21 protein-coding genes and 2 tRNA genes are annotated in these 24548 nt (G+C 41.5%); 13 read left to right on the forward strand and 10 right to left on the reverse strand.

The annotated features are described in order from the left end of the window. The first annotated feature begins 6 nt into the window (after positions 1-6). A complete protein-coding gene (gene fliG / locus LEP1GSC060_RS00990; protein WP_036095031.1) occupies positions 7-1026 on the forward strand; it encodes a flagellar motor switch protein FliG in 1020 nt (339 codons plus the stop codon). 539 nt (positions 1027-1565) lie between these two features. On the opposite strand, the gene LEP1GSC060_RS00995 is transcribed toward fliG, so the two are convergent. Together LEP1GSC060_RS00995 and LEP1GSC060_RS01005 are read right to left on the reverse strand one after the other, a co-directional pair. Beyond that, entirely contained in the window at positions 1566-1874 is a 309-nt protein-coding gene (locus LEP1GSC060_RS00995) for an LIC_10421 family protein (RefSeq protein ID WP_002994123.1), read from the reverse strand. Between the two features lie 770 nt (positions 1875-2644). Next, positions 2645-2718: transfer RNA gene (locus LEP1GSC060_RS01005), tRNA-Asp, on the reverse strand. A 147-nt stretch (positions 2719-2865) separates the two neighbouring features. Between LEP1GSC060_RS01005 and LEP1GSC060_RS01010 the strand changes: the two genes are divergently transcribed. The 7 genes from LEP1GSC060_RS01010 (at position 2866) to lysS (ending at position 10189) form a co-directional block, all read left to right on the forward strand. Next, complete coding sequence (locus LEP1GSC060_RS01010) at positions 2866-3540, forward strand: CDP-alcohol phosphatidyltransferase family protein (RefSeq protein WP_002994211.1); 675 nt, start codon at positions 2866-2868, stop codon at positions 3538-3540. A gap of 52 nt (positions 3541-3592) precedes the next feature. Next, positions 3593-3675: transfer RNA gene (locus LEP1GSC060_RS01015), tRNA-Leu, on the forward strand. Between the two features lie 429 nt (positions 3676-4104). Next, entirely contained in the window at positions 4105-4611 is a 507-nt protein-coding gene (locus LEP1GSC060_RS01020; protein ID WP_002994195.1) for a DUF1993 domain-containing protein, read from the forward strand. 20 nt (positions 4612-4631) lie between these two features. Continuing rightward, on the forward strand, positions 4632-5525 hold the full coding sequence (locus tag LEP1GSC060_RS01025) for a polysaccharide deacetylase family protein (RefSeq protein WP_002994129.1): 894 nt from the start codon (positions 4632-4634) through the stop codon (positions 5523-5525). 253 nt (positions 5526-5778) lie between these two features. Further along, the gene (locus tag LEP1GSC060_RS01030) at positions 5779-7992 is read left to right on the forward strand and encodes a glycosyltransferase family 2 protein (RefSeq protein WP_002994151.1); all 2214 of its coding nucleotides are present in this window, start codon (positions 5779-5781) and stop codon (positions 7990-7992) included. 41 nt (positions 7993-8033) lie between these two features. Beyond that, positions 8034-8684 carry a hypothetical protein gene (locus LEP1GSC060_RS01035; RefSeq protein WP_002994175.1) on the forward strand — a complete coding sequence of 217 codons (651 nt, stop codon included), beginning with the start codon at positions 8034-8036 and terminating at the stop codon, positions 8682-8684. An 8-nt stretch (positions 8685-8692) separates the two neighbouring features. Beyond that, positions 8693-10189 carry a lysine--tRNA ligase gene (gene lysS, locus LEP1GSC060_RS01040; RefSeq protein WP_002994176.1) on the forward strand — a complete coding sequence of 499 codons (1497 nt, stop codon included), beginning with the start codon at positions 8693-8695 and terminating at the stop codon, positions 10187-10189. A gap of 29 nt (positions 10190-10218) precedes the next feature. On the opposite strand, the gene LEP1GSC060_RS01045 is transcribed toward lysS, so the two are convergent. From LEP1GSC060_RS01045 to LEP1GSC060_RS01055, 3 genes are all read right to left on the reverse strand, one after another. Beyond that, positions 10219-10551 carry a hypothetical protein gene (locus LEP1GSC060_RS01045; protein ID WP_002994143.1) on the reverse strand — a complete coding sequence of 111 codons (333 nt, stop codon included), beginning with the start codon at positions 10549-10551 and terminating at the stop codon, positions 10219-10221. Positions 10552-10788: 237 nt separating this feature from the next. Further along, positions 10789-11616, reverse strand: a complete 828-nt coding sequence (locus LEP1GSC060_RS01050) for a WecB/TagA/CpsF family glycosyltransferase (protein WP_002994209.1) — start codon at positions 11614-11616, stop codon at positions 10789-10791. Positions 11617-11660: 44 nt separating this feature from the next. Then, positions 11661-12314: a thiamine phosphate synthase gene (locus LEP1GSC060_RS01055; protein ID WP_036095038.1), complete on the reverse strand. Its 654-nt coding sequence runs from the start codon at positions 12312-12314 to the stop codon at positions 11661-11663. 343 nt (positions 12315-12657) lie between these two features. Here LEP1GSC060_RS01055 and LEP1GSC060_RS01065 point away from each other — a divergent pair, with 343 nt between their 5' ends. Beyond that, positions 12658-12942: a hypothetical protein gene (locus LEP1GSC060_RS01065; protein WP_002994125.1), complete on the forward strand. Its 285-nt coding sequence runs from the start codon at positions 12658-12660 to the stop codon at positions 12940-12942. Here LEP1GSC060_RS01065 and LEP1GSC060_RS01070 read toward each other — a convergent pair. Genes LEP1GSC060_RS01070 through guaB form a run of 3 tightly spaced genes read right to left on the reverse strand, consistent with a single transcriptional unit; the run spans position 12932 to position 15942 of the window. Further along, positions 12932-13621 (reverse strand): 16S rRNA (uracil(1498)-N(3))-methyltransferase, encoded by a 690-nt coding sequence (locus LEP1GSC060_RS01070; protein WP_002994154.1) that lies wholly within the window; start codon positions 13619-13621, stop codon positions 12932-12934. The two genes, LEP1GSC060_RS01065 and LEP1GSC060_RS01070, sit on opposite strands and share 11 nt — an antisense overlap. A gap of 10 nt (positions 13622-13631) precedes the next feature. Continuing rightward, positions 13632-14414 carry an outer membrane lipoprotein-sorting protein gene (locus tag LEP1GSC060_RS01075; protein ID WP_002994118.1) on the reverse strand — a complete coding sequence of 261 codons (783 nt, stop codon included), beginning with the start codon at positions 14412-14414 and terminating at the stop codon, positions 13632-13634. 1 nt (position 14415) lies between these two features. After that, on the reverse strand, positions 14416-15942 hold the full coding sequence (gene guaB, locus LEP1GSC060_RS01080; protein ID WP_002994163.1) for an IMP dehydrogenase: 1527 nt from the start codon (positions 15940-15942) through the stop codon (positions 14416-14418). Positions 15943-16012: 70 nt separating this feature from the next. On the opposite strand from guaB, the gene LEP1GSC060_RS01085 reads away from it, so the two are divergent. After that, a complete protein-coding gene (locus LEP1GSC060_RS01085) occupies positions 16013-17170 on the forward strand; it encodes a DUF1577 domain-containing protein (protein WP_002994134.1) in 1158 nt (385 codons plus the stop codon). Positions 17171-17262: 92 nt separating this feature from the next. Here LEP1GSC060_RS01085 and LEP1GSC060_RS01090 read toward each other — a convergent pair whose 3' ends face one another. Next, on the reverse strand, positions 17263-18549 hold the full coding sequence (locus LEP1GSC060_RS01090; RefSeq protein WP_002994117.1) for an EAL domain-containing protein: 1287 nt from the start codon (positions 18547-18549) through the stop codon (positions 17263-17265). A 173-nt stretch (positions 18550-18722) separates the two neighbouring features. Here LEP1GSC060_RS01090 and LEP1GSC060_RS01095 point away from each other — a divergent pair, with 173 nt between their 5' ends. The 3 genes from LEP1GSC060_RS01095 (at position 18723) to LEP1GSC060_RS01105 (ending at position 24174) form a co-directional block, all read left to right on the forward strand. Then, positions 18723-20426 (forward strand): hypothetical protein, encoded by a 1704-nt coding sequence (locus tag LEP1GSC060_RS01095; RefSeq protein WP_420805470.1) that lies wholly within the window; start codon positions 18723-18725, stop codon positions 20424-20426. 121 nt (positions 20427-20547) lie between these two features. Further along, complete coding sequence (locus LEP1GSC060_RS01100; RefSeq protein ID WP_002994204.1) at positions 20548-22539, forward strand: O-antigen ligase family protein; 1992 nt, start codon at positions 20548-20550, stop codon at positions 22537-22539. A 6-nt stretch (positions 22540-22545) separates the two neighbouring features. After that, the gene (locus tag LEP1GSC060_RS01105) at positions 22546-24174 is read left to right on the forward strand and encodes an LA_3751/LA_3752 family putative glycosyltransferase (protein WP_002994218.1); all 1629 of its coding nucleotides are present in this window, start codon (positions 22546-22548) and stop codon (positions 24172-24174) included. Positions 24175-24311: 137 nt separating this feature from the next. Here LEP1GSC060_RS01105 and LEP1GSC060_RS01110 read toward each other — a convergent pair. Further along, on the reverse strand, positions 24312-24548 hold a 237-nt coding region (locus tag LEP1GSC060_RS01110; protein ID WP_036095041.1), incomplete at its 5' end, for a hypothetical protein.

Consider the following 24548-nt stretch of genomic DNA (forward strand, 5'->3'; position numbering starts at 1 on the left):
ATTTTTGTGGAAAAAGAATCAGCTTCCGGTTCGAGAAAAGAAAAAATCAGAAAATCGGCTTTGCTTTTATTGTCGCTTAACAAAGAAGACGCAGCCAAAGTTTTATCCAAACTAGACGATTCCATGATCGAGGAGATCGTCTTGCAGATGGCTCAGATCAAATCGATTTCTAGAAAAGAAAAAGAAGACGTCCTCTTAGAATTTAAGAATTCGGTTCTTCCCGGAGACGGGGAAATCAAAGGGGGAATGGACGCCGCCCGAGAAATCCTTCAGCAATCCCTGGGAAAAGAAAAGGCGGAGAATATTCTCGGTAAACTTTCGCGCAAGGATATCGAGGACGATTTTTCCTTTTTGAGCGAGGCCGAACCTGGAGTTCTTGCGAGTTTACTACAACACGAATCTCCTCAAACAATCGCCGTGACTCTCGCGTTTATGATTCCTAAAAAAGCTGCGGATATTTTAAAATTCTTTCCCGGAGAATTGCAGGCCGGTGTCGCCTATCGTTTGGCGAATACGACCAAAACGCATCCCGACGCGATCAAAGAGATCGCAAGAGTTCTCAAGAAAAAATACGAACAAAGAGATCGTTCCGAGTACAGCGAAGCGGGAGGCGCCGAGGCGCTTGCAAACATTCTCAACCACATGGACAAATCCCAGGAAGAGAATATTCTCAAAGAACTGGAAGCGAATTCTCCCGAACTTGCAAAACAGGTCAAAGAGAAGTTATACACCTTTGAAGACGTTTTGGGTTTGGATCAAAAGGAAATGAGAATTCTAATCAATCGTTTGAACGACGACGATTGTCTGAGTATGGCTTTGCGCGGCGCCGGAGACGAACTCAGAAATCATTTTTTAAACGCCATGTCCAGAAACAGGGCCGCGGAAATTATGGATATGATGGACATTCGAGGCAAACTTACGTTACGCGAAATTAATGATGCAAGAAATGTAATTCTCAACTTGGTTCGGGAATTGGAGGAAGAAGGAAGTATATTCGTCAAAAAAGACGGAGAAGAATATATCTAACGTGAGTTCGGCGTTGAAAATTTGGGCGAATCAGAAACTCAAGTGCGTTTGATCGATCGAAATATGGAATCGCCTTCGCATTGGTTATACCGGACCCACCTTAGAGTTTGTCCGCCAACCGTCCGATTTTATCGAAATGGCCGCAAATCTCTGCGATTGTTTTGAGATTTGGGACAGGCTTTTAGATAAGATTTTACGAATCGGATCCCAAACTAGAACTATAAATCCAATTTTTATAGTTTAGAAAATCATTATATTATTATAAATATTATTATAAATATTATTATAATCTATCCGATTGAAAAGAGAAAGGACGAAGTCAAAAAAGCGAACACCCGAAATTTACACACCGATCCGATATTGGCGGTTGCGCGGGGAAACATGCGACTGGAAATCCGAAAATTTCACAGTTGCAATTACAAGATTCCCACGGCTGAGGCGTCCACATGTAGACTCATATTCGAAATCTCTAAATTTCCTGTAAGCAGTTTTAAAACATCTCCCAGAACTTTATCTGCCATCGGACCCGTTCCCATCATTTAAAGATTATTAGCTTCGCGTTCGTAAATACTCGCTTCTTTTTCACAATGTTCCGCTAATTTTTTGTATTTTTTGTGTTCTTCTATAGAAGAAATCGCTTTTCCACCTTTACTCAGGTTGGATAGGTTTTTATACTTTTCCGCGAGTTCCTTATGGTCCTTCGCTTTTTTAAACAGATACTCTTTTGCAATCTTTTTTAATTCCGGATTCGTTGCTTCTTTGATTAATAACTCTTCTATTTCCGAAATTGCAAAAATTCCACTGGAAAATCCGAACAGGAAAAGTATTAAAATTATAATCTTCTTCATGATTTTTTCTCCAAGCACGTTTGTATAACATCGTATATTTTCCACGAAAAGGCTTCGTAGTCGATTCAAAAACGAACAAAGTTTTTCACTCCGTTCGCGAATGTTATACGTAAATTGCGCCTAAGAACTCGGATAAAATTTTTGAATTGCAGAATCTCGTATGGATGACGAGCTTGCGTAAAATCATTCAGCAGTTTTCGGGGTAATCTGCATTACTTCATCTCACGAGCGCTTCAACCTGAAGATCAATCTGTTGTAAAAGATCGGCCCCATCGAATATAAACCCGGATAAAGTCCGCAAAATAGGGAAGGGATGATTTGTGACACTTGCGTTTTACCGTAAAAGCCATTTTACCGTCTCAGAAACTGTTGAAGCTCCCACATTTTTAGAAAAGATCCTCGAACTGAGGAGGTGGGAACTCCAACGGTTCCTATGGATTTAGAAAAGCCCGAATTTACGTTTGAACCAAAATCCACAGGAGATATTACAAAATGATCGCAACGCACCTCCTTAAACTCTCACTACGGATCGAAATCTATCTGCGAAATTAAGCTCCACGGCGTCTTCCTCGCGGCTCATCCATCTATCGAGCGATTCATAAAGAGCGAGATAGCCAAAAGCTGCGAAGCAAAAGCGTTGGCTTCCAACGACGTTGGAAAAATTCGCATCGCTAATTTCGTTTCTTACGGAAACGAAATTAGCTCTCGCTCGAAAGCTTCGAGTCCGATTTTTTGAGTCGTGTAAGATTATTTGGAGAAGAAGAAAATTTCGGAGCTGACGGGACTCGAACCCGCGACATCCTGCGTGACAGGCAGGCACTCTAACCAGCTGAGCTACAGCTCCTTGTTCGTTTGATACTTTTTCAAAGGAACTCCTACGGTCAAACGATTTTGATTCAATTGACTCGAAAAATTCTATTCCGAAAATCCATTCTTTCATTTACTGGAATACAAAATTCTTCGCATAAAAATATTGGGAACCCAAACAAGGATGATCGTTCAGGAAAAAAAACCTCAGGAACTTTTAGAAGATCGTATCTTTACGATTTCCAATTTTCTTTCCGTGAGCAGGGTTTTCCTCTTACCTTTTTTCATCACTTTCACAAAAACTTATATGTCATCGCCGGATAAGACTGAATTCTTATTCTACGCAATACTTACCTGTCTTTTAGCGGTCTTCACGGATTACTTCGACGGTTTCCTCGCAAGACTTCTCCATCAAGAATCCGTACTCGGCCGATATTTGGATCCGATCTGCGACAAGATTGTGACGATCGGAGGGCTTTCGGTCATCGTTCATTACTTTCGGTTTCCCATCTGGATATTGATCGCTTACGTGATTCGAGAAATGTTAGGCGTTTGGTTGGGAAGTTTTCTTTATCTCAAGCGAGGAATTCAGGGAAAGCCGAACTGGTGGGGAAAATTCGGAGTCGGGTTCGTTGCAATCACCGTTCTCTGGTATATGTGTATCCCTCTGATCGAGTTTAGGATTCCCGGTAAAAGTTTTCTCAAACACCCTGAAATTTCAGGTTACATACTTGTAACGATTCTTTTAGCCGGAATCTTCGCGTATTCCAAACGTTACTGGACTATCGTCTTCCATCCGGAAAAAATTCAAATCGATCCTGAGGATAAAAAGACTCGGAAGAAATACGAATTGGTTTGAATGTAAGTACCTTGACTCCCAAGATAACTCTCGCATCCTGTCCATTGCAACCGCTCGGGTGGTGGAATTGGTAGACACGCAAGCTTGAGGTGCTTGTGCCGTTTAGGTGTAGGGGTTCGAGTCCCCTCTCGAGCAAAAGATCTTCTCTGATTAACAATCAAACATTCAATAACAACAAATCGGGACTCGAAGCTTTTTGGCGAGAGCATTGGCAGCGATCCTTAGAGAGCGTCGCAAATGCGACACGAGCCCATGGATGGCGAGTGAGCCAAAAAGACGCCGTGGAGATTAAATCACCAGGATGGTGATTTGCGGAACGACGAGTCCCCTGCGTCACGATTCATAAAGAGTGACGCAAACAAAAGGCAGCGAAGCGTAGCCGTTGTTTCTCAAGCAAACGCTTGAGACGAGCAAAAGATCTTCTCTGATCAACAATCAAACATTCAACGACAACAAATCGTCTTGTTGTGTCGTAACTTAAACACCGCAAAAAATCCTATCTGAATCCGAGCTGTATCAAAAAAATGAGAAAATCTACATTTTAAAAAGGCAAACTTAAACTCTATGTTCTACGAAATCACAATCCTTCAATTTTCAAAAATGCTCCGTAACCTAAAACTCCTTCTGGAAAAAGGCGCTTCTTACGCCGAAACAAAAAAATTCGACGTGGAAGTTCTTTTGAATTCAAGACTGGCCCCGGACCAATTCAATTTTATCAAACAGATCCAGATCGTCTGCGACACAGCAAAGTTGGGAGTATCAAGACTTACGGGAAAAGAAGCTCCGAAACACGACGATCAGGAAAAAACTTTATCGGAATTGCAGACAAGAATTCAATCCACGTTAGACTATCTTGGAACGTTCACGGAAAAAGATTTCGTCGGAGCAAACGAAATAAAAGTATCGCAACCTCGTTGGGAAGGAAAATATCTCACCGGAAAAGAATTCGCAATTCAACACTTGATTCCCAATTTCTATTTTCATATCACCACGGCCTATTCTATCCTCCGTCACAACGGAGTCGATATCGGAAAAAAGAACTATCTCGGCGAAATGCCTTTCAAAAGTTAAACAAAAACCAAGAGGCCGTTTTGAAATTCAATCTTATTCATGTTCTAAGATACGAACTTCTTTGGATCGGAATATTCGTTTTTTTAACCGGAACGTGTAGTTCTCCGTCGAAAAATTTTCCAACCTCCCATCGCCCGAATTCAAACGGAGTTCCGGTTCTTATCTATCACGAAATCGTAACGGACTCTTCGAAAGCGCCGGGAGAAACCGTAATCACTTTGGAAAAATTCGAAGAGCAGATGGAATATCTTTTTTCCAAAGGTTACAATCCGATTACGATGAAGGATCTGTTACTCTACATACGAAATGAAAAAGTTTTACCGGACAAATCCTTGGTCCTAAATTTCGACGACGGTTGGAAGAACGTCTTAAACGCCGTTCCCATACTCAATCGTTATTCGTTTCCCGCTTCATTTTGGATCATAGCCGGACCCAAAGGGATTGGAAAAGGAGAATATCTGGAATGGTCCGATATCCAAGAACTTGCAAAAAATCCTAGATTTGAAATCGGATCTCACACTTACAGTCATCCTTGGAATCCAAAAGATAACTTGGTGACTTGGGTTGACGATCGTATCGACGGAAAAAATAAAAAGGACGCACTCTTTGAGCTGAAGGAATCCAAAAGGATCTTAGAATCCAAATTAGGCGTTCTTGTAGAATATCTGGCTTGGCCCTGCGGTTGGTACAATGATCGACTTATAGAGTTAGCGAAACAGTCGGGTTATAAAGCGATACTTACAACGGAAGACGGAACTAATTTGCCCGGAGGAGATCCTCTCAGAATCAAACGCGTTTTTATAGACGGGGAATGTGATCTTGAGTCCTTTATTCAACAATTGGAAAATCCGAGATATATCGTCTGTCAAAAATCACAAAAGCCCACAAAAGGGAACTCTCCCTATTCGGATTAAACTTCTTTCTTATCTGACCACAACTTCCAACGTTAAACTCATTTCTTTCCTTTCATGCGATTTGAACGAATTTTAAGAAAAGAAGCCTGAAATGCGAACCATTCGTCAAGATTTTCGTTCCAATGAGTTTGATTAGGTCTTTATTTCCTTTAAGGTTTTGGGAAACTCCGGATTACTTTTTCTTCTTCGAGGAATTATTATGATTTCATCGCAGAAGCATAGTTTTGTTTATTGTAAGTTTAAGTAAATTTGAATGAGAACCAATCCAGATTCCGTAACGCAGTCCACGTATTTGAAAAACAGCCGGTATTACCGAAACCAGATCTGGATCACAAGAATCTTTCTCCTTTTAACGATCGTCGCCTGCACATTCGCCGGTTTCGAAATGTTCGGAGTTTTGTGGGAGGAACTTCTTGATCATAAACCGTTTGCGGCCATCGGACAAATCGCATTTTTTGTACTCATCGCACTTCTGACCTACGGTAACTTCGTTTATCAATTTACACGATTGGGTTACTTCAAAAGGCTTTTGAAACATTCTTCTCCCGATCGGGAAGAATTGGAAAAAATCTACAAACACGATTCCCCTCCTTTGGCGATTCTAATACCTTCCTACAAGGAAGAATTGGATATCGTTCGCGAAACTCTTCTTTCCGCCGCTCTTCAAGATTATCCGAATCGAAGAGTAGTATTGCTTATCGACGATCCTCCAGAGTCGAAAAGTTACGCGGATTTTGAAGCCCTTCAAAATATGAGAGAGTTACCGAATTCTCTTCAAAAGGAATTCAACGAGACGGCTCATCCTTTTATTCAGGCCAAGAAGGAATATCTGGAACGTAAGGTTTCCTATAAGTTGAAGGCCCTCAAAGAAACGGAGCGTTTGATCGAGCTTTATAAAAATGCCTCTTTTTGGTTTCAGAATCGGGTAGACGCCTACGACGATCCTTCCATCCAAAGGGAACTTCCGGAACATACTCGCGTTTTTATGAGAGATTCTTTTTTTAAGGAGTGGCACAAACTTCATTTAGAGAGAATCTCCGAATTGGAATTTCTTTTAGAACAAGGCGGGGCCGATCCCGAAAGAATCGAAAAAGAATACAACCGACTTGCCTCTCTCTTTACCGTAAACTTTACAACTTTTGAAAGAAAGAAATACGTAAACCTTTCCCATCTCCCGAACAAAGCGATGAACTTGAACAGTTACGTCTATCTTTTGGGAAAAAGATGGGAGGAAAGAGAAGATTCTCACGGAGTTTTTTTGGAGGAATCTAAAAATCTTCATTCTTCCTTTGAAATACCCGGAGCGGATTTTTTAATCACCTTGGACGCGGACAGCGTAATTCTTCCTGAGTATATTCTGAAATTATCATACGTCATGTTTTCTCCCGGAAACGAAAGAATCGCCGTGGCTCAAACTCCTTACAGTTCCTTTCCGGGAGCGCCTAACGTGTTGGAGAGAATGGCCGGAGCCACAACCGATATTCAATATCAGATCCATCAAGGGTTCACACACTTCGGAGCCACGTTCTGGGTGGGCGCAAATGCGATGTTACGATACAAAGCTCTTTTGGATATCGGTACCGTTTATGAGGAACGCGGTTTTCAAATTCATAAATACATCCAGGATAATACGGTCATCGAAGATACGGAATCCAGCATCGATCTTTTGGACGTGAACTGGAATCTTTACAACTATCCCGAAAGACTCGCTTACAGCGCGACTCCTCCCGACTTCGGTTCTCTTTTGATTCAAAGAAGAAGATGGGCCAACGGAGGGCTCATCATTCTTCCGAAACTTCTTCGTCACGTATTTCAGTGGCCTTGGAGCCTTGCAAAGTTTACCGAAGCGTTCTTTCGAGTTCACTATCTCGGATCGATCGCCGCGGTGAATATCGGTCTTGTGATTCTTATGGGAAGTCCTTTGGGAGAAGGAATGGAAACGTATTGGATCGCAATTTCCTCCCTTCCGTATTTTATTTTATACGGAATGGATTTGGTAAGAATGGGATACAAACGGATCGATCTGATTCAAGTTTATTCTCTCAACTTACTTTTGATTCCCGTAAACTTAGCCGGTGTTTTTATGTCGATCAACCAGGCGATCACAGGCAAACAAATTCCATTCAGCAGAACTCCAAAAGTAATCGGTAGAACCGCGATGCCCACACTTTATGTCGTCGCCGAATTCTCGCTTTTGGCTCAACTTCTTTTCGGATTTATCACGAACTATCTGTATCGAAACTGGGTGTATTCTATCTACAATTTAGCAAACGCAATTCTCTTAGGTTACGCGATCGTCAAGTTTATAGGGCTTAGATCCTGTTGGGAAGATATTTTACTTTCTATGAACAAACGTCCGGCGGAGATCACGGTCTCTCATTGGGTGGAACCGAGAGTCGCGATCGATTTGGAAGGAGCGATGATTTATACGAGTGAAAGCGCCGAGGAAGACCAAATCGCCTCCTAATTTCCTCTTGTAATTTGGTTCCTGGAAAAAACTCTCGTTCTATGTCTGCCAATCCAGGACCGATATCCGTACAGGAAGTTTTGTACAAAACGCGGTTATTTTTTTCCGGATTTTTTCTCTGTCTGATCATAATCCTCGGGTTGATTTTTTTAAGTCCTCTTTTTTTAATCCAAGACCGTCCCTTTCCTAAAAGCGACGCCCTCGTATTGGAAGCCAAGGAAACGATTCCGCAAGATATACTCAAAAACGCAGCCGACGGATTCAAAAAAGGATACGCGGGAATTCTGATCGTTCTTTATTCCCCCGCAACCGCCAATTCCAATTTGGGTGTGGCCCAAAACTTAACGACCGAAATCCAAAATTCTCTGGTCGCTTTGGGCGTGGAAGAATCAAAAATTCTAATATACAAACTCGAACCGTATCCGACGGGCGCTAAGAATTTTTCCAAGTCTCTTTTAAAAATCTGTCTGGATCGACAACTTAAGAATGTTCTCATTCTCTCCAAAAGATTCGAATCCTCTCTCAATCAAAAACTTTACGAATCCGTATTGGGTCCGGCCGGTTTAAAAATTCACGTAGTTCCTTTGTCGGATAAGATCGGATTCGGAAATTGGTTCTTAAACGAAGAAGGATTTGAAATCGTTTTTTTGAATATAGCCAGAACGTTTTATCAAATACTCCCAGGAAAATAAAATCGAAAATGTCAGACGCAAAAGAATCGAACGAACTCATCCAACAAAGAATTCAAAAAGTCGAAGAACTAAAAAAACAGGGAATCAATCCGTATCCGGTTCGTTTTTTTCCGGATTCTAAATCGAAAGACATCGTCGAAAAATTCGAAAAAAATCCCACCGGACCCGAAACCAAATTTAAGTTAGGCGGTAGACTCCATTCCAAAAGGGTAATGGGGAAAGCGAGTTTTGCCCATCTCAAAGACAACGCCGGGATCATTCAACTTTATGCGACCCGAGACGATCTCGGAGAGACCTCTTACGCGATCTTTAAGTCCCTCGACTTGGGCGATATCATCGGTCTCGAAGGTTATCTTTTTACCACCGGAAAGGGAGAAATCACGTTACACGTCACCTCCGTCGAACTTCTCGCAAAATGTATCCGCCCTCTTCCCGTTGTAAAAGAAAAGGACGGGGTCGTCTACGACGCGTTTGCCGACGTCGAGCAGAGATATAGAATGCGTTATGTGGATCTTGTGGTCAACGATTCGGTGCGAGATACTTTTATTACGAGAAGTAAAATCGTTTCCGAAATCAGAAGTTTCCTCACGAACGAGGGATTTTTGGAAGTGGAAACTCCGATGATGCAGCCGATCGCGGGAGGCGCCGCGGCAAGACCGTTCGTAACTCATCACAATACTCTGGACATGCAATTGTTCTTAAGAATCGCTCCCGAACTTTATCTCAAACGTTTGATCGTGGGCGGAATGGATCGAGTGTTCGAACTCAACCGAAACTTTAGAAACGAAGGAATATCCACAAAACACAATCCCGAATTTACGATGATGGAAGCTTATATGGCCTTCGGCGATATGAGTACGATGCTCGATCTTACGGAAAAACTCATCACTCATTTAGCGAAGAAAGTCTGCGGAACTTTAAAAGTTCAGTACGGTAAGGATCTGATCGATCTTTCTCCTCCTTGGAGAAGAGCGACTTACGTGGATATCATCCAAGAATACAGCGGAATCGATTTCAGCCGAATCACTTCCTTGGAAGAAGCAAAGAAAAAAGCTTCCGAGTTAAAAGTGGACGTTTCCAAATGCCAAACGATCTGGAAAGTGGCTGACGAGGTTTTTTCCGAAAAGGCGGAACCGAATCTAATTCAACCGATCTTTATTACGGATTATCCGAAAGAACTTTCCCCGCTTGCAAAATCAAATCCGGACAAACCGGACTATGTCGAAAGATTCGAACCTTACGTCGCCGGAAGGGAAATCGGAAACGCCTTTACGGAGTTAAACGATCCTTTCGATCAAAAAGAAAGATTTGAGGATCAGGTAAAACAAAGAGAAGCGGGTGATGACGAGGCATTTATGATGGACGAGGATTATATCCGCGCGTTAGAATACGGAATGCCTCCGACGGGAGGACTCGGAATCGGAATCGATCGTTTAGTGATGCTTTTGACCAATTCTCATTCGATTCGAGATACGATTCTATTTCCATTGATGAGACCGGAATAAAACCAAGGCTTTGATCTTTGATGAATCGATTACCCTGGAAGCCTTTTCTTTTTGCGGGGAATATCGTTTACAAATCGAATCGCTAAGCTGTCCACTAAAACGTCGATTCGACTTCTAAGTGCGGAATGAGCCGTATCGAAACGAGTTTCCAAACGGGTCTCTAACCTATGAAGGTCTTTTTTGACTTCGAAACGTAAGTTCGCTATTTCCGTTTTTAATTCTTGAATTTCCGTTTTCGTTTCCTGTTTCGATTCCTGGAGCTGGGAAGATAATTGTTTCCAGATGGTCCGAAGGAAACCGAAAAGAGAACCGAAACCCAAAAAGGCGGTGACCAACAACGTCAAAAAAGACAAATCCGTCATACAATAGACTTGCGTCCTCAAAAACCGAAAGCAAGCACTTTTTTTGGCGTTTCTATATTCAAAAAAATAAATATTCTTACGACAAACAAAAGTGAAAAGAAACGAAGATTTTGGTTGGTTCCGATGATTCAAGTGGCGAGGACAACCGCACGCGGTCGAGATGTTCAGGGTAAGGACTCTACATTCAATAAAATGCAAGTTTTGCGATCAGTTTCCTTTAACGAATTCGATCGTGTATTAAGATTTTTTTCGAAAGAGAGATTTAAAAAATACGATCGTAAAAAACTGAACCATTCTGAAAAAACGAAACAGTCTCCAAGGTTTGGAAAAAATTCTCCACAACCAGATGAGTCCCTTGAGTTTAAAGAAGTTAGGCGCCTTTCTCACCTTTCCGGAAAGAATATCCAAAGAACCGCTGACTCCTATGATCACCGAATGACCGAAAAACGCAGTGTTGTTTTCGATCCAGATTTCCTGTTCCGGAAAATCCATCGCAAGAAAAATAAGATTCGGACTCGTCTTACGAATCGATTCCTTTACCATCAACTCTCTTTGAGGATTCATATAACCGGCGTGTCTTCCCACAATTCTCACACCTGGAAAATGTCTGGAGAGAGTGAAATATACTTTTTCAATGATGTCTTCCTTACCGCCGAGCATAAAGATGGAATAATTTCTAAGTTCACAGAGACGAACCAAGTCCATCATCAAGGCGATCGGAGAAATTCGTTCCTTCAGAATTTTCCCGAGACGAGTCGCCGCCCATTGAAGTCCGGCCCCTTCCGCCAGAATCATAGTCGCCTTTTCCGTGATCCTATGAAGTTTTTTTCCCTTTCGAACCGACATGATCTTGATCGGATCCAAAAAAAGAATATGATGAAACTTTTCCTTTTCCTCCAAAAGTCTGTAAATCTTGGCGACCGATTCGTCTTGGGTTACGTTGTCGAACGGAACTCCAAGAATATCAGTTTTTCCTAATGTTTCCGTCTGAATGACCTGATAATCCAAGAGATAATCTCGGTCGTCTTTAGCGGAAAGATGTATGATTTCACCAGGCTTTTTCATCCTAAAGGCATCTTATACGACATAAGTCGGAAGTCAATTGAAACTTATCGATTTCGCTCCCGTATTTTCGCGGCGGCGGATCTAAATTCCATTTCTAAACAAGCCATGGAAATGCTTGAAAGTAAAAATTTTCCCTTGTTCAAAATCAGATCCAAATTTCCAACTTGGATTCCTCCGATCAAAGTTACCGGCAACGAAGTTCCTTCCGCAATTTTCTCCAAAATTTTCGTCCCCGTTGCAGACTTCGCGTCTTCTTTATTCTCAGTGGGAAAAATAGGTCCCAGTCCGGTATAATTCCAAAGGGAAACATCCAACGTCTTCACTTCTTCCCAAGTATGAGACGAGGTTCCGAGATAGAGATCGGACTCCAATAGTGCGGCCTCTTCTTCGGAATTTAGAACTTCGTAATCTTCCTTTCCGACATGCGCCCCGAAACAATTCCATTGGATCGCCCGTTTCCAATCATCGTTTAAAATCCAAGGCACGTCCGGATAACGATCCTGCAGAGACTTAACGAGAAATTCCAATTCGAAAACGGAAGCCGACTTGGCGCGGATCTGAACCAAAGGAACGAGATCCGGATATTCCAGCCAAAGTTTGGGAAGACTCAAAATATCCAGATTTCTTTTCTTACAAAAGTCCAAATCAAGGATCGGATAAATTCCAGGCAAAGGCCAAAAGAAAGTTTTATCCCGCACCGATAGATTTCGTTCTTTCACTCTCAATCTGCCCCTAACACCGATTCACTGACATCGCACACGGGAACTCCCGCAAAAATACGATTCGTCCCCAAAAAATGACTCGTAAATAAGGTTATCCTCTCTTTGAAGAAAGTTTCCTAGTTCCTGAAACGACAAACATTCAGATTTTAGTTTCAAATATTCTAATAGGAAAAAAATTCTTGTAGATTCCGACTCCAAAAGACGAAACGGTTTTCCATTTCCTCCCATAAAGTGATCCTAGAAAGTTTGGTTTGTGAATCTTTCAAAGTCCAATCTTTTTTGATTTACGCGGAATTCTAAAATTGGCGATCATACATTTATGAGGAAAATATTTTCGGTCTTACTTTTTTCATTCTTCTTTTTCATCGTATTTTCGGATTGTAGTCCACGAAAGGACGAAACGAAGGAAAAAGCGATTGTTAACTATATTTTATACTGCGGTCCCGGCGGAACGATCGATTCCTGCAACGCGGCTTGTGGAGCGACTTACGGAGAAACCGCGACGAACGCAAATTTACAATCCCTTACTTCCTGCACGAGCGCCTGTTCTACAAACTGTAACGTACTCAGTTTATTTCTTCAGTTCAGCAATCTCAATAAGTAAAATAACGGAACATCGAGGCCGCAAAAATTCCGGCGGTCTCGATTCTTAAAACCGAATCTCCTGCATTCACTCCGAGTATATTCTTTTCTTGTAATAAACGAGTTTCTTTTTCTCGGAATCCACCTTCCGGACCCACGATCCAAATCGCATTTTGAAAAAATTCCGGCCTCGGTTTCGATTTTCCCTTCGGATCCAATTGATAGACGGAACCGTTTCGGTTTTCTTGCGAGTTTAAAAATTCTTTTAACGAAACGGGGGGTAATACATCGGGAAGGAAAATCCTTTTGGATTGAATCGCCGCTTCCTCCACGATCTTTTTAGCTCGACTCAAATTAAAATCCTTCCGATCCGATTGTTCGAAATTTAAAAAATAAAAATGACTTAGGCCCAGCTCGGTTCCTTTTTGTAAAAGCCATTCCAAACGATTTCCTTTCGGAATTGCGGTCGCGATCGCAGAAATCGATTCCGGTTTTACGTGGATTTCCGTCTTTTTGAGAATTCCTTGTAGCGAATTCCCTTCGACTTCGTAGATCCATTCCGATCCGATTCCGTTCAACACTCTAAGATTTTTATTTTCGGAAAAAATTCGCAGCGCCTTTAAATGGGAAATTTCCTCCTTATTTAAGGAAAATGGAAATTCGGAATTCCATTCTCTTCTGAAAAGAATCGTTTCTTCCAAAATAAAAATCCTATCGGTTCAGGTTTGCAAGTTCGAAAAGGGAAGGATCGGGTTTTACTTCCTTATCTATTTCAGTATATTCTAATACACTAATGGATCCTGTGTTCAAGTCCAGCATTTCCAGTCGGCTTGCGTATTCTTCCTTTGTGATCTTCCGGTTTTGTTTCACTTTTACGGGTCCGTACTTGATGTTCATCGTTTTGAATAACACTCCGTCCCGATCGTGAAAATCCAATCGTGAGGGTTTCAAGGATTCCAAATTTAAAAGCAGAATCAACTTGGAATAAAAATACGGTATGATCGGTTTGAGCGAAACCCTTTTGAAAGATTGATCCGCGGTTTTGAGATCGCTCTGAACGATCGGGTTGTAGTTGGCCTGATAGGAGGCGCCCGATAAATCGATAAAACTGAATCCCGTCGCCAAATGGGATTCGTATTTTTCCTCGTCCACTTTCCGAAAGATTTTTTTGGAAAGCGCGTTAAACGCGTAAATCTGTTCTCCTTCGTCCTTGATCAAAATCTTATATTCAAGTCCCCTTCCCCTGCTTTCGAACAAATAAAGCGTATCATCCTCTTTTCTGAATATACTTACGTCCCAACTCCAGGTTTCTCCGTTACGCCGAATGAGGATCAAATTTCCTTTGATCAAACCTTGACTGGATTTTACCAGAGCTTGATCGAGTCTGGCGACCAATTCCTGGGCGACCCGGATCGCGGATCCTTGCGGGTTTGTTTCTTTGCTCAATATGGTGAGAGCAAAAAAACCTACCGTAAACGCAAGAATCCGATCCAATTTACTCCGCCCTCATCGTCGGTGCGCTGAAAGAATAAAGACCGTGTACGGAACCCTGAGCCTGTGCGGATTCGGATCTCCTTTCAAAACGAAGTTCTCCCGCTCGGAGCGCCTTATGAATTTCGGGAATCGATTTATAACCCATATCTTGAAAGGACAATCTGAGACCCTGTGACAAGTACGGTATGAAGTTCAGAATGGATCCTCGGTCCACCACGGATCCGCTGACACCCTGAGCCACCTTCACTTTTTGGCCTTCGTTAAAGTAACGTTTGTCACCACCCGCTTTCATCGCTTCGATCGACGCCATTCCTCTGTATTTCTTAAGACGGATTCCGTTCTCATAAAAATACTCTCCGGGAGCTTCCGTAGTTCCCGCAAACATAAATCCCATCATACAAGTGGATGCGCCGATTGCGAGAGAATTTGCGATATCGCCGATATTGGAAATTCCTCCGTCCGCAATGACCGGAACGTCGTACTTTGCGGAATGTTTTGCCGTTTGGAATACCGCAGTCGCTTGAGCGCGACCGACCGCCATCGTATCCTGTGTGATACAGATCGAACCCGGACCCATCCCGATTCTAAGCCCGTCGGCTCCGGCTTGGATTAGATTTTCCGCTTGTCCGCGAGTCACCACGTTTCCGGCGACAACGTCCAAATTTTTAAATTCCTTTTTGATGAACTGAATCATTTCGATTTGATAGTTCGAATTTCCTTGCGCCGAATCGATGATGATCACATCGACCCCCGCCTCGTAAAGTGCAGCCACCCTTTCCCTGGATTCCAGGAGAGTGGAAACGGCCGCCCCACACCGAAGCCTTTTTCCTTCGTCTTTTGAGGCATCCGGAAATTCTTTATTCTTTTTTAAGTCGGAACGACTTACAAGAGACACCAACTTTCCGGCAGAATCCACAATCGGGAGTTTTCCGATCTTCGATTTCTTAATGATCTCGTTTGCATCCTGCAACGTGATTCCTTCTCTACCCGTGATCACGTTCGTAGTCATCACTTTGTCTAAAGTGATTTCCCGATTCCTCTCAAAATCAATGTCTCTGTTCGTTACGATTCCGATCAGTTTCGAATTTCTTGTGCCGTCTTCGGTTACCGGAATTCCCGTAAATCCCTTGTGTTCTTTGATCCAGTCCAAATCACGAATAACGTTCTTCGGACCCAAAATCACGGGATCGGTGATAAATCCGTTTTCAAAACGTTTTACCTTTTCCACAAGAGCGACTTGTTCTTCGATTGTATTGTTGTAATGAATGATTCCGATTCCACCCATTAAGGCCTGTGCAATCGCCATTTGAGATTCCGTTACGGTGTCCATCGGCGAACTTATAAAAGGTCTCTTGAGTTTTATATTTCGAGTCAGTCTGGTTTCAAGCTCAACTTCGGAGGGATGGAAGTCGATAAATCCAGGGAGAACGAGAAAATCTCTGTACGTTAGGCCGATCTGAAGACTGAATAACTCGTCTCCGGATAGTCCGTCTAAATATTCGGAGTTGCGGTAAGTTTGGTTTGACATTACCTAGTACATAAAAGGTAAACTGAGAACTAAGATCAAGAGAATTTCCCCTCGTTCGCTTTGAAAAACTATGGAAACGATTCAGAGAAAAAAAAGAGAGAAGGAAACGGTCTCCGACCCGACTAAAAAGTTTCATATCATTTCGAAATTTCTCGTACAAACGGACATCATCGCACGCGCTCCCGGCTCCTTAAAACAAATCGTTAAGATCTTACAGGTTTCCAAAGACGCCACAAAAATCCTGATTCAAACACAAACGCCGAATGTGTTTCCGTTAAACAGCCAAGTCACTCTTACAAAACTACTTGCTAAATACGTGGAACTGAGTTGTGAAGTTCTGGATGAAAAACCGAACAACCAATTGATTCTTTCCGTTTCGGAAATTTCGATCGCAAGCAAAGAAAGAAGTCTCAATCGAATCACACCGCCCGAAGGAACCGTTTGGATCACCAATATACGCACGAGTAAAACTACGATCGACGCGAACCTTTTTAACATCCCGACTTCCGTAAAGGTAAATTTTGCCGATTACGAAACGAAGGTAAAATCGAAATATGATTTTCTAAAGATAGACGTTTTCGGATCGATCGGAGATAAATTCGATCTCGTAAAAAAAACTCGTAAGATCCTTTTTATTCCGAACACTCAAAAAGAAAAAAGTTATACGGCCTATAACCAGGAAGATTTTATAGACTACTCCGCCGAGTTAGGGGATGCGGAGGACGTTCGTAAACGAATCATTGAATACGCGAATCAAAAAATCAAATCCGAACTGATCGTTCCCGTGATTTATCTGAGCCACGAAGAACAGGCGATTCCGATCGGATTCGTTCACGCCCAAAATCGAAATCGGGAAATCGACATTTTGGAAGTGATGGAGATCAAAACGCTTACCTTTGAAATGGTGGATCGAATCCGGGAATCCAATACGATTTTAGTGAAGGAAAGATTTCCGATCGTGAATATTTCCACGGGAGGTCTGAAAGTAAAAATCAACCACCCCGACTTAAATCAAGATTTTACAAAAAGGGCCGGGTTTACGTTCGATATTTTTTTCAAGATGCAAGCTCCTCTTACGGCTTTCGGAGTCATTCGTTCCGTAACCAAGGACGCGGAAGGAAGTCTTTATGTAGGTCTTTCCATCGAAGGAAATTCCTACAGACCGGGGGAAAGGAAAAAATACATAGACAACGTAAACCGGCTCCTTACGGAAACCAATCCGATTTAACTTTTTACAACACGATCCATAGGGAGCGCCGTGCTTTAGTTCTTCAACGCGTCTTAAAACCGGCCGAGCGGTTCCAAAATAATTCTATTTTTCTAATATTCAAGAACTTGAACGTCCACGAATAAGACGTTTTCTTTTGAAATTTTTTTGCTGTAGGTCACCAAAAGAATCCCGTAACTGATATCGTAGTACGGATTGCTAATGATCCATTCCGCTCGGGTATCTTTCATCGATTTATAAAGTTGCTCCAAAAAATACGGTCTCCAACTCCAGTTCCTTCCCGCAAAAGAAGGATCCACGTCTATGGAATCGTTCTCGATTTTCATGTAGTTCGGAGAAACCTGACTTCCGATAAGGTTCGTTACGTAGATTCGAAACACGAAATCGCCGAGAAGTCCCGGATTACCGATTTGAATCGAACAAAATTGCCCTTCCGCTTTCACAAGAATTCCGGCAAGGTCCAGCTTTTGCTCCAATTCCTTCTCTAACGCAATCCGTCGCATCAATTGATTTCTTTTGTGATTTAAGAAACATTCGTGTACGGCGGAAAACCTGCGTTTTAATTCCTCCTGACCGACCATGTTTGGAAGCGCTTCCGCGAAATAGAATCCCTGCAAAAAACGAGCGCTGTAAGTCAGCGATTGAAGGAGTTCCGTATCATTTTCGATTCCTTCGAACAAAAGGGAACAACCCAGAGATTCGGAAAGTCTCGAAATCGTAAAAAGAATTTCCTGAAAATTCCGAGAAATGACCGAATGCCGGAGCATTTGCAAATCCACCTTTAAGATATCGGGATGAAAGATTCCGATTCGATCCAAGTTGGAGGAACGAGTCCCTAGATCGTCGATCGCGACTAAAAAACCTTCTTCCTTATAACGAGAAATAAGAGGTCTTAAACTTTCGATACTTCCGTCGAAATGTTCTTCGACGATTTCAATCACAATCTTGGAAGGATCCAAACCCAATTCATTCACGAGCCGAATCGTGTAAGGATCATCAGCTTCCTCTTCTTCGATATGATCTCTCATATACGCCGGAGAAATATTTACGAATAACTTTGCTTCCGGAAATCGATTTTGATTTTCTAAAAGATGAAGAACGGCCTTTTTACGAATATCCCGATCGACGTCTCTTTTCAGATTGTAGATTTCTCTTCTCTCTTGAAGATCCTCCACCCCGGACATGGCGTTTAAAAAGAAGGGGCCAAGAGAATGAATTTTTCCGGATTGATCCTTAAACCTTCCTAAGGTTTCATAACCGAAAATAGAATCTCTTTCCACGGAAAGGATCGGTTGAAAAAAAGGAACGATTTCCCCGGATTGAAACCAAAGTTCCCATTCCGATTTCGTTTTTGGAAATATGCGGGAAGACTCGATCATTCGGTTACACGTTTTTGGATTGTCCCAATTCTACAAGGAAATTCCACTCACCGCAAAAAAACAACGTATCTTCCGAAAGTTACTTATGAAAAAGGAACACAATTTTGAAACGTATTGTATATTTCACTTTTACGATTCTGTTGATTTTATTCGGCGTTATCTCCGCGTATCGGATGCGTTGGATTGCGGATGACGCGTTTATCAGTCTACGGTATGCTAAAAATTTTGCGGACGGAAAAGGATTGGTCTTCAACGAAGGAGAGTTTGTGGAGGGTTATACGAACTTTCTTTGGACGGCTCTTTTGATTCCGTTTCATCTTTCCGATCGAATGGATCCCGTAGACGCAAATTACTTTTTTGGAATACTTTCTTTTTTAGGAACCTGTATCTATCTCATTCTCTTTAGAAACAAATTTGCAAAAACGGAGTTTCCCGTTCCGTTCGCTCTTTCTTGTTTCGTTTTGCTGCATCACAATCGGGTTTTTGCCACAGGCGGTTTGGAAACGTCTTTACACGGGTTTATATTCCTAACCGCATCCTATCATTTGATGAATTTTAAGGTCGCCGATTTGGATCGGGTAAAAAGAAAACTCGGCGATCGGTTATCTACCTATCGTTTCGCAAATTTTAGAGAGAGCTATCAACCGTTCGCGGGAGTTTTTCTTTCCTCCTTGAGTTGTCTCAATCGACCGGACGGAATTTTATTTCACACTTTCGTAGGCATTTATCTAACTTTGAAATTTTTTCAAGAAGTGAAACCAAGAGGCGCACGTTCCACGTTTTTAAAACCTTCTTTCGGAATCCTTTGCGCGGTTTATTTATCTCCGGCTCTTTTCTATATTTGGAAATTGGAATATTATGGAAACTTACTTCCCAATACTTTTTACGCGAAGTCGGGAGGAAGTTCCAATCTATTTCAAGGGTTGGTCTATTTATTTTACTTCTTTAAAATGTATTACGGAATGATTCCGATCGTCGGATGTTTTTTCTTTTTTTTCTTCCAAACGATTCGAAAACAATTCTTTGAGGCGCCACAAGAAAAAGACTTTCGTTGGATCTTGTTCGTTTTGTTTCCGATTTCTTACGCGGGTTATTACACTTGGATCGGAGGGGATTTTATGTTCTCCCGGTTTTACCTTCCGATTCTGCCCGTCGTTTTTGTTTGGGTGGAGAAGGAAATTCTTTCGTTACGGAAATCCGTTCCCGAACGAAAATGGGTTGCGAACGCGTTTCTTTATTCGATTCCGATTTTGATTTTATTACGTTGGGATATTTACAAAGGCCTTCCGTTTCCGATCGTGTCCGGAATCGCGGATGAAAATCAGATCTACAAAAGGGAATCCGTGGAACGAATCCGAAAGGAAATTCTGCCCTGGAAAGAACATTTTGAGAAGTCCAAGGTTAGAGTCGCCTTTCAAGGTTCGGAATGTATTTTGATCTATTACTTAAATCCGATCTTGGCGATCGAAACGGAAGCGGGACTTACCGATCCGGTAATTGCGAGAATGGAATTTAAGAATCGAGAAAGAATCGGACACGGCAAACCGACCCCGTTACAATATCTACGAGATAGAAACGTACATCTTCTTCTTTATTCGAGCGGACTTCCCGACAAAAAAGAATATGATGAATTTTTAACGGGCGATTTTTCAACACCTTGGAGAATCCTAACGTATTCCCCTTTCGTCATGAAGGAACTTTTAAAAATTTCCTCCTTTCGCGCCGTAAATTTTGAATCTTATTTGGACGTTTATAAATACAAATATAAAAAGCTCGATCCGAAGTTTCGAAAGGAGAAATTTTTAGAATTCGACTCTTATTACTTCCGAAACGGAGAAGATAAAAACAGAGAGGAATGGTATCGAAAAAATTTGTAATCAACTCAAGCCGAGCCAATCGAAATCGGAGTTAGGAAAAGCGAATAGAATCTTGATTGCTAAAATCAGGGAGAGAAGATACTCTGCATAATTGTCGTTTAAAAGCCCAAACAAAAAATAAATGAGTCAGTTTCTCAATTTAAAAACCCTTCCCCTTCTAATCCTTGTTTTTTCGCTCACTCTGTTGTATTTTTTCGATCCATCCAACCCGTCCCTTTCCAGAGATTCGGCTGTATTCAGTTTTTTTGTTTGGATCGTCTATTTAGGAATATCGTTTCGGAAACAGAAATCCAGAATCCATCCGCTTTTTCAGTTGGCCTGTCTATTGTTAATCGGACTTTCCACGATCAACGGAATCAATAGCGCTCCCGTCGTCTACTTCCCTCAAAAGTTGAATTTAAAACTTCTCTACGTAGCGGCTTTGTGTTTTACGATCTATCTATTTTTTAAGAACGTCCATCCGATCTTCTTATTCGTTCACACCGTTGCTTTTGCGTGTTCCCCTCCTCTTTTTTCAAGTATCAAATCGGTCCCGCTTTTACTCTTTGTGAGCGCATCCTTTCTTTATCTGGTTCCTAAAAGAATTCGATTCCGCAAACTACACGCGGTCCTTTCCGTTTTCATTTTTGTGTTGTTGATTTCATCCTTACTTTCTTTTAAATCCCAGGCCGCTCTTTTGCAACTTTGTCTTTTATTTTCCGGAATTCTAATTTTCTTTTTGATTTCCTCTTACCCCGGTCGGTTTATCAAAAGAGGTCTTCTTTTGATTCTTTCTTTAAATCTTCTTTTGAATACCGCCAACTTATTCTCCGCGGTTCATATGATCTGGCCCTTTAACTTTTTACTACCTCCGCTTTTTCTTACCTACGCGGGTCTTCCCGTATCGGCCATCGCGGTGATATCCGCATTTTCCGCGTTAGTCGCCTTTTATACCGCGTATCAATATCGCGGATATTCCTGGTTTTTAATTCCCGGCGGTCTTATCGCGTTATACCTTGCGTTCTTCAATCACTCTCGCGCCAGTTTATTGGCTTTCGGCCTCTCCGTGTTATGTATTTTCCTATTTCGTCAGATTAAAAAAAGAATTTTCTTTCGAGTTTTGCTTCCCGTCTCTTTCCTAGTTCTTTTGTTCTCGATTGGAAGCGTATTTTTTTTACCGAAAGATACCGCGTCTCGATATTTCAACCCGGAAACCCTTCTCATTCGATTTTCACTTTGGAATTTCCACTTTCAATCCGTGCTTCAAAACTCTCCGATTTTCGGGATCGGCTTGGATGCGGATTCTCTTTTGGCTCATCTGCCCGGAACGTATTCGGGAAGAATCGGCTACGATGATTTCTATAGGTTTTTACATTCTTTCCGATCCTATCCTCAAGCTCATAATCTATATGTGGAAGCCTTTACGAGTCTCGGAATTTTAGGTTCCTTACTTTTTCTTTGGATTGCCGTATACCTTTCTATTCTCGCCTATCGAATGTTGGTTTCCAAGAGTAAGGAAATTTCCAATTTAGGGATCTTCATCTCGGGAGTTCTTGTGTTCGTGGCCGTTCACGAGTTCTTCGATTACAATTTAGGAGAACAACATTTTTTCATTCCGGTCATACTTGCCATGTCTTTGATCCGAATTCGGTCCAACGTTCAAATCGGAACGTTCAGCCAAAACGTTTCGTTTAAAACCGCTTATACGATCGTCTTGATTCTTTTAGGATTTCTTTCCTTTCAGTTGATCTGGGAACAAAGACTCAGAAATCTAATCTTAGTTTCCACTCAGGACGAAATTGAACTTGATAATTTTCTAATATATAAGGAAAAAAAATTTTCCGGAAACCGCAAAAAATTTTCTCATCCCTTCGAAGAAATCGTAAGGAATCAGTTCTGGATCCGTTCCGAGGAAAACATTGTTCTGGCGTCCTTTATCCTTCGTAAAAGTTCGGACTATCCGGATCTGATCGAATCTCTTCTGGATCGATGTGTCCAAAAAAATCCGTATTCATCCGTTTGTTGGAAAGAAAAAGCCGACTTTCTTGGAAAAAAGGATCCGAAACCGGATATCGGCAGGGACTTGGAAGAAGGGAAAAAAACGGATCCGTTTCATATCATATTTACGGAATAAAACTCAATGTTAAACCGATTGTTTCATCCCTATTCCCGTTATTGTATCTACGTACTCGTAGTTTTATTTCTCGCTTTCAATCGTTCCAAATTGGACGAAAAAATCCCGTTCGTTTCGAGCGACTCGGAGATTAAATATTATCAAACCTTAATGTTTGCGGAAAAAGGATTTAAGGCGATCACGGAATCGGAATGTGTCTATTCCGGAAAGGTTTACGACCCTGAATTCAGTTATTTTCCATTCGACTATCCTTGGGCTTTTCTCAAAAAAACCGGAAATTCCAAGTGTATCTTTCAATACCCTCCCCTATTTGCGCTTTTAAACGGACTTCCGGCTTATTTATTCGGAACGAAAATCATTACTCTACTTCCGCTTCTCTGTCTTTTCGGATGTCTTTTGATCTTTGACAAAATCCTTTCCTTATTCATCGATAAAGTTTGGATCGTTTTGATCGGCGCCTTAATTCCTTTTGCACTTAGTTTTCCGGTTTTATCTTCCGTGGAATTTTCGGAAGTTCCTCTCAATAATTTTCTCTTGTTGTCTTTCGGATATTTTTTAACCCGTTCGCTTTTTGCGGACAAAATCACGATCCAATACGAAAATATACATTCGAATTTTAGAATATTCTCTTTTATTTCCGGGCTTTTAGCGACGGCCGCGTTCTTTTTAAGAACCGAATCCGCGTTCCCGATATTCCTATTCGGGTTTCTTTCCTTCTTTTCCGAAAAATCCAGGAACCAACTCAAAGAGTATTTGATCTTTTCCACGTTAGGTGCAATCGTTTCTTTCGGATTTATAGGCGCTTTGAATTTCTTTTATTCCGGCCATCCGATGGGAATTCGTTTTCTTGTCAGCTCTCAGGATGCGATGAGTCAATTCTCGCTTGGAAAACAAATCTTAATCTTTCAAGGGTATCTTTTGGGAGACCAAACTAAATCCGGATTCCTAAAGGCCTCGCCTTACACGATTTTGGTTTTGGGAATTTTTTCCGACCTCGTCCGCAGGAAAAAACTTTCCGGAGAAACGATTTTCGGTTTTGTAGGAATTGGAACCATATTTGCGATTTCCTTTTTAAGTCCTTATACAGCAGGGGTTCATCATTTCGGACTTCGTTATTTGGAATCCGGTTTTATCTTTTTATCCTTGGGAATTTTTATTTTCCTCCACCGAAGATACGTCGAATTTCCGAACGCAGGAAGAATTTTAGTTTTGTTGGCTTTTTTAAGCTTATATTACAATTATAAATTCACGAGAGAGGGTTTTAAGATTCTATTCGGAGCCGTTGCGCCTTATAACGAAATTCAAAACGAGTTTCAGACTCGAAAAATCATCGTTCACAAAGGACAGTTTACGAATTATTTAATCGGTTTTTCTTATATGGACTCCGTTCATTTTGCCGTAAACTCCGAAAAAGACGCGCTTCAATTGGAAGAGACTTTAAAAAAGAATCATGTGGAGTCGTATTCCATATTAGAATACGATCTGGAGCCTCCTCGCGACCCGAATCTTCCGGAAAAACAATTTAAAGAAAAAATCGCGGTTCGTTTTCCGGACCCGAACGTTTACTATAACTTGAAAGACCAAAAGAAAATTTTGAACTTCACTTTGAGAACCTATCATCTGAAAAAGAATTAAGGTTTCTGAATATTATAGAATCGTTCTTTTCGTGGCCTTTTAGAAAGAAGCGTTTTCTTTACGACGAAAAATTCCGCGTTTAAGGGCGCTCCGCTGCCTTATGACTAACTCGCTTCCTATGGGTCAATGCTGTCAATTTAAGAGACTCTGCCGTAATAGATTTCAAACTTACGTTTTCGAACTTTATGTTTTCTATTGAAGGTTCTATTTGGAATGACAGGTAGCCGATGTTTTAAAAGTTCGGCTTTCATTTCATCAAAAACGGAGTTCATCGGTTCAGTACCGGAAAGTAACCTTGGAAGTTCTCCTTTTAGAATGCCGATCGCGATATTTTTATTAATTTTATAATCATATTGTATAACTATACTAGGTGT

The sequence above is a fragment of the Leptospira weilii serovar Ranarum str. ICFT genome, assembly GCF_000332415.1.
GTDB lineage: Bacteria > Spirochaetota > Leptospiria > Leptospirales > Leptospiraceae > Leptospira > Leptospira weilii_A.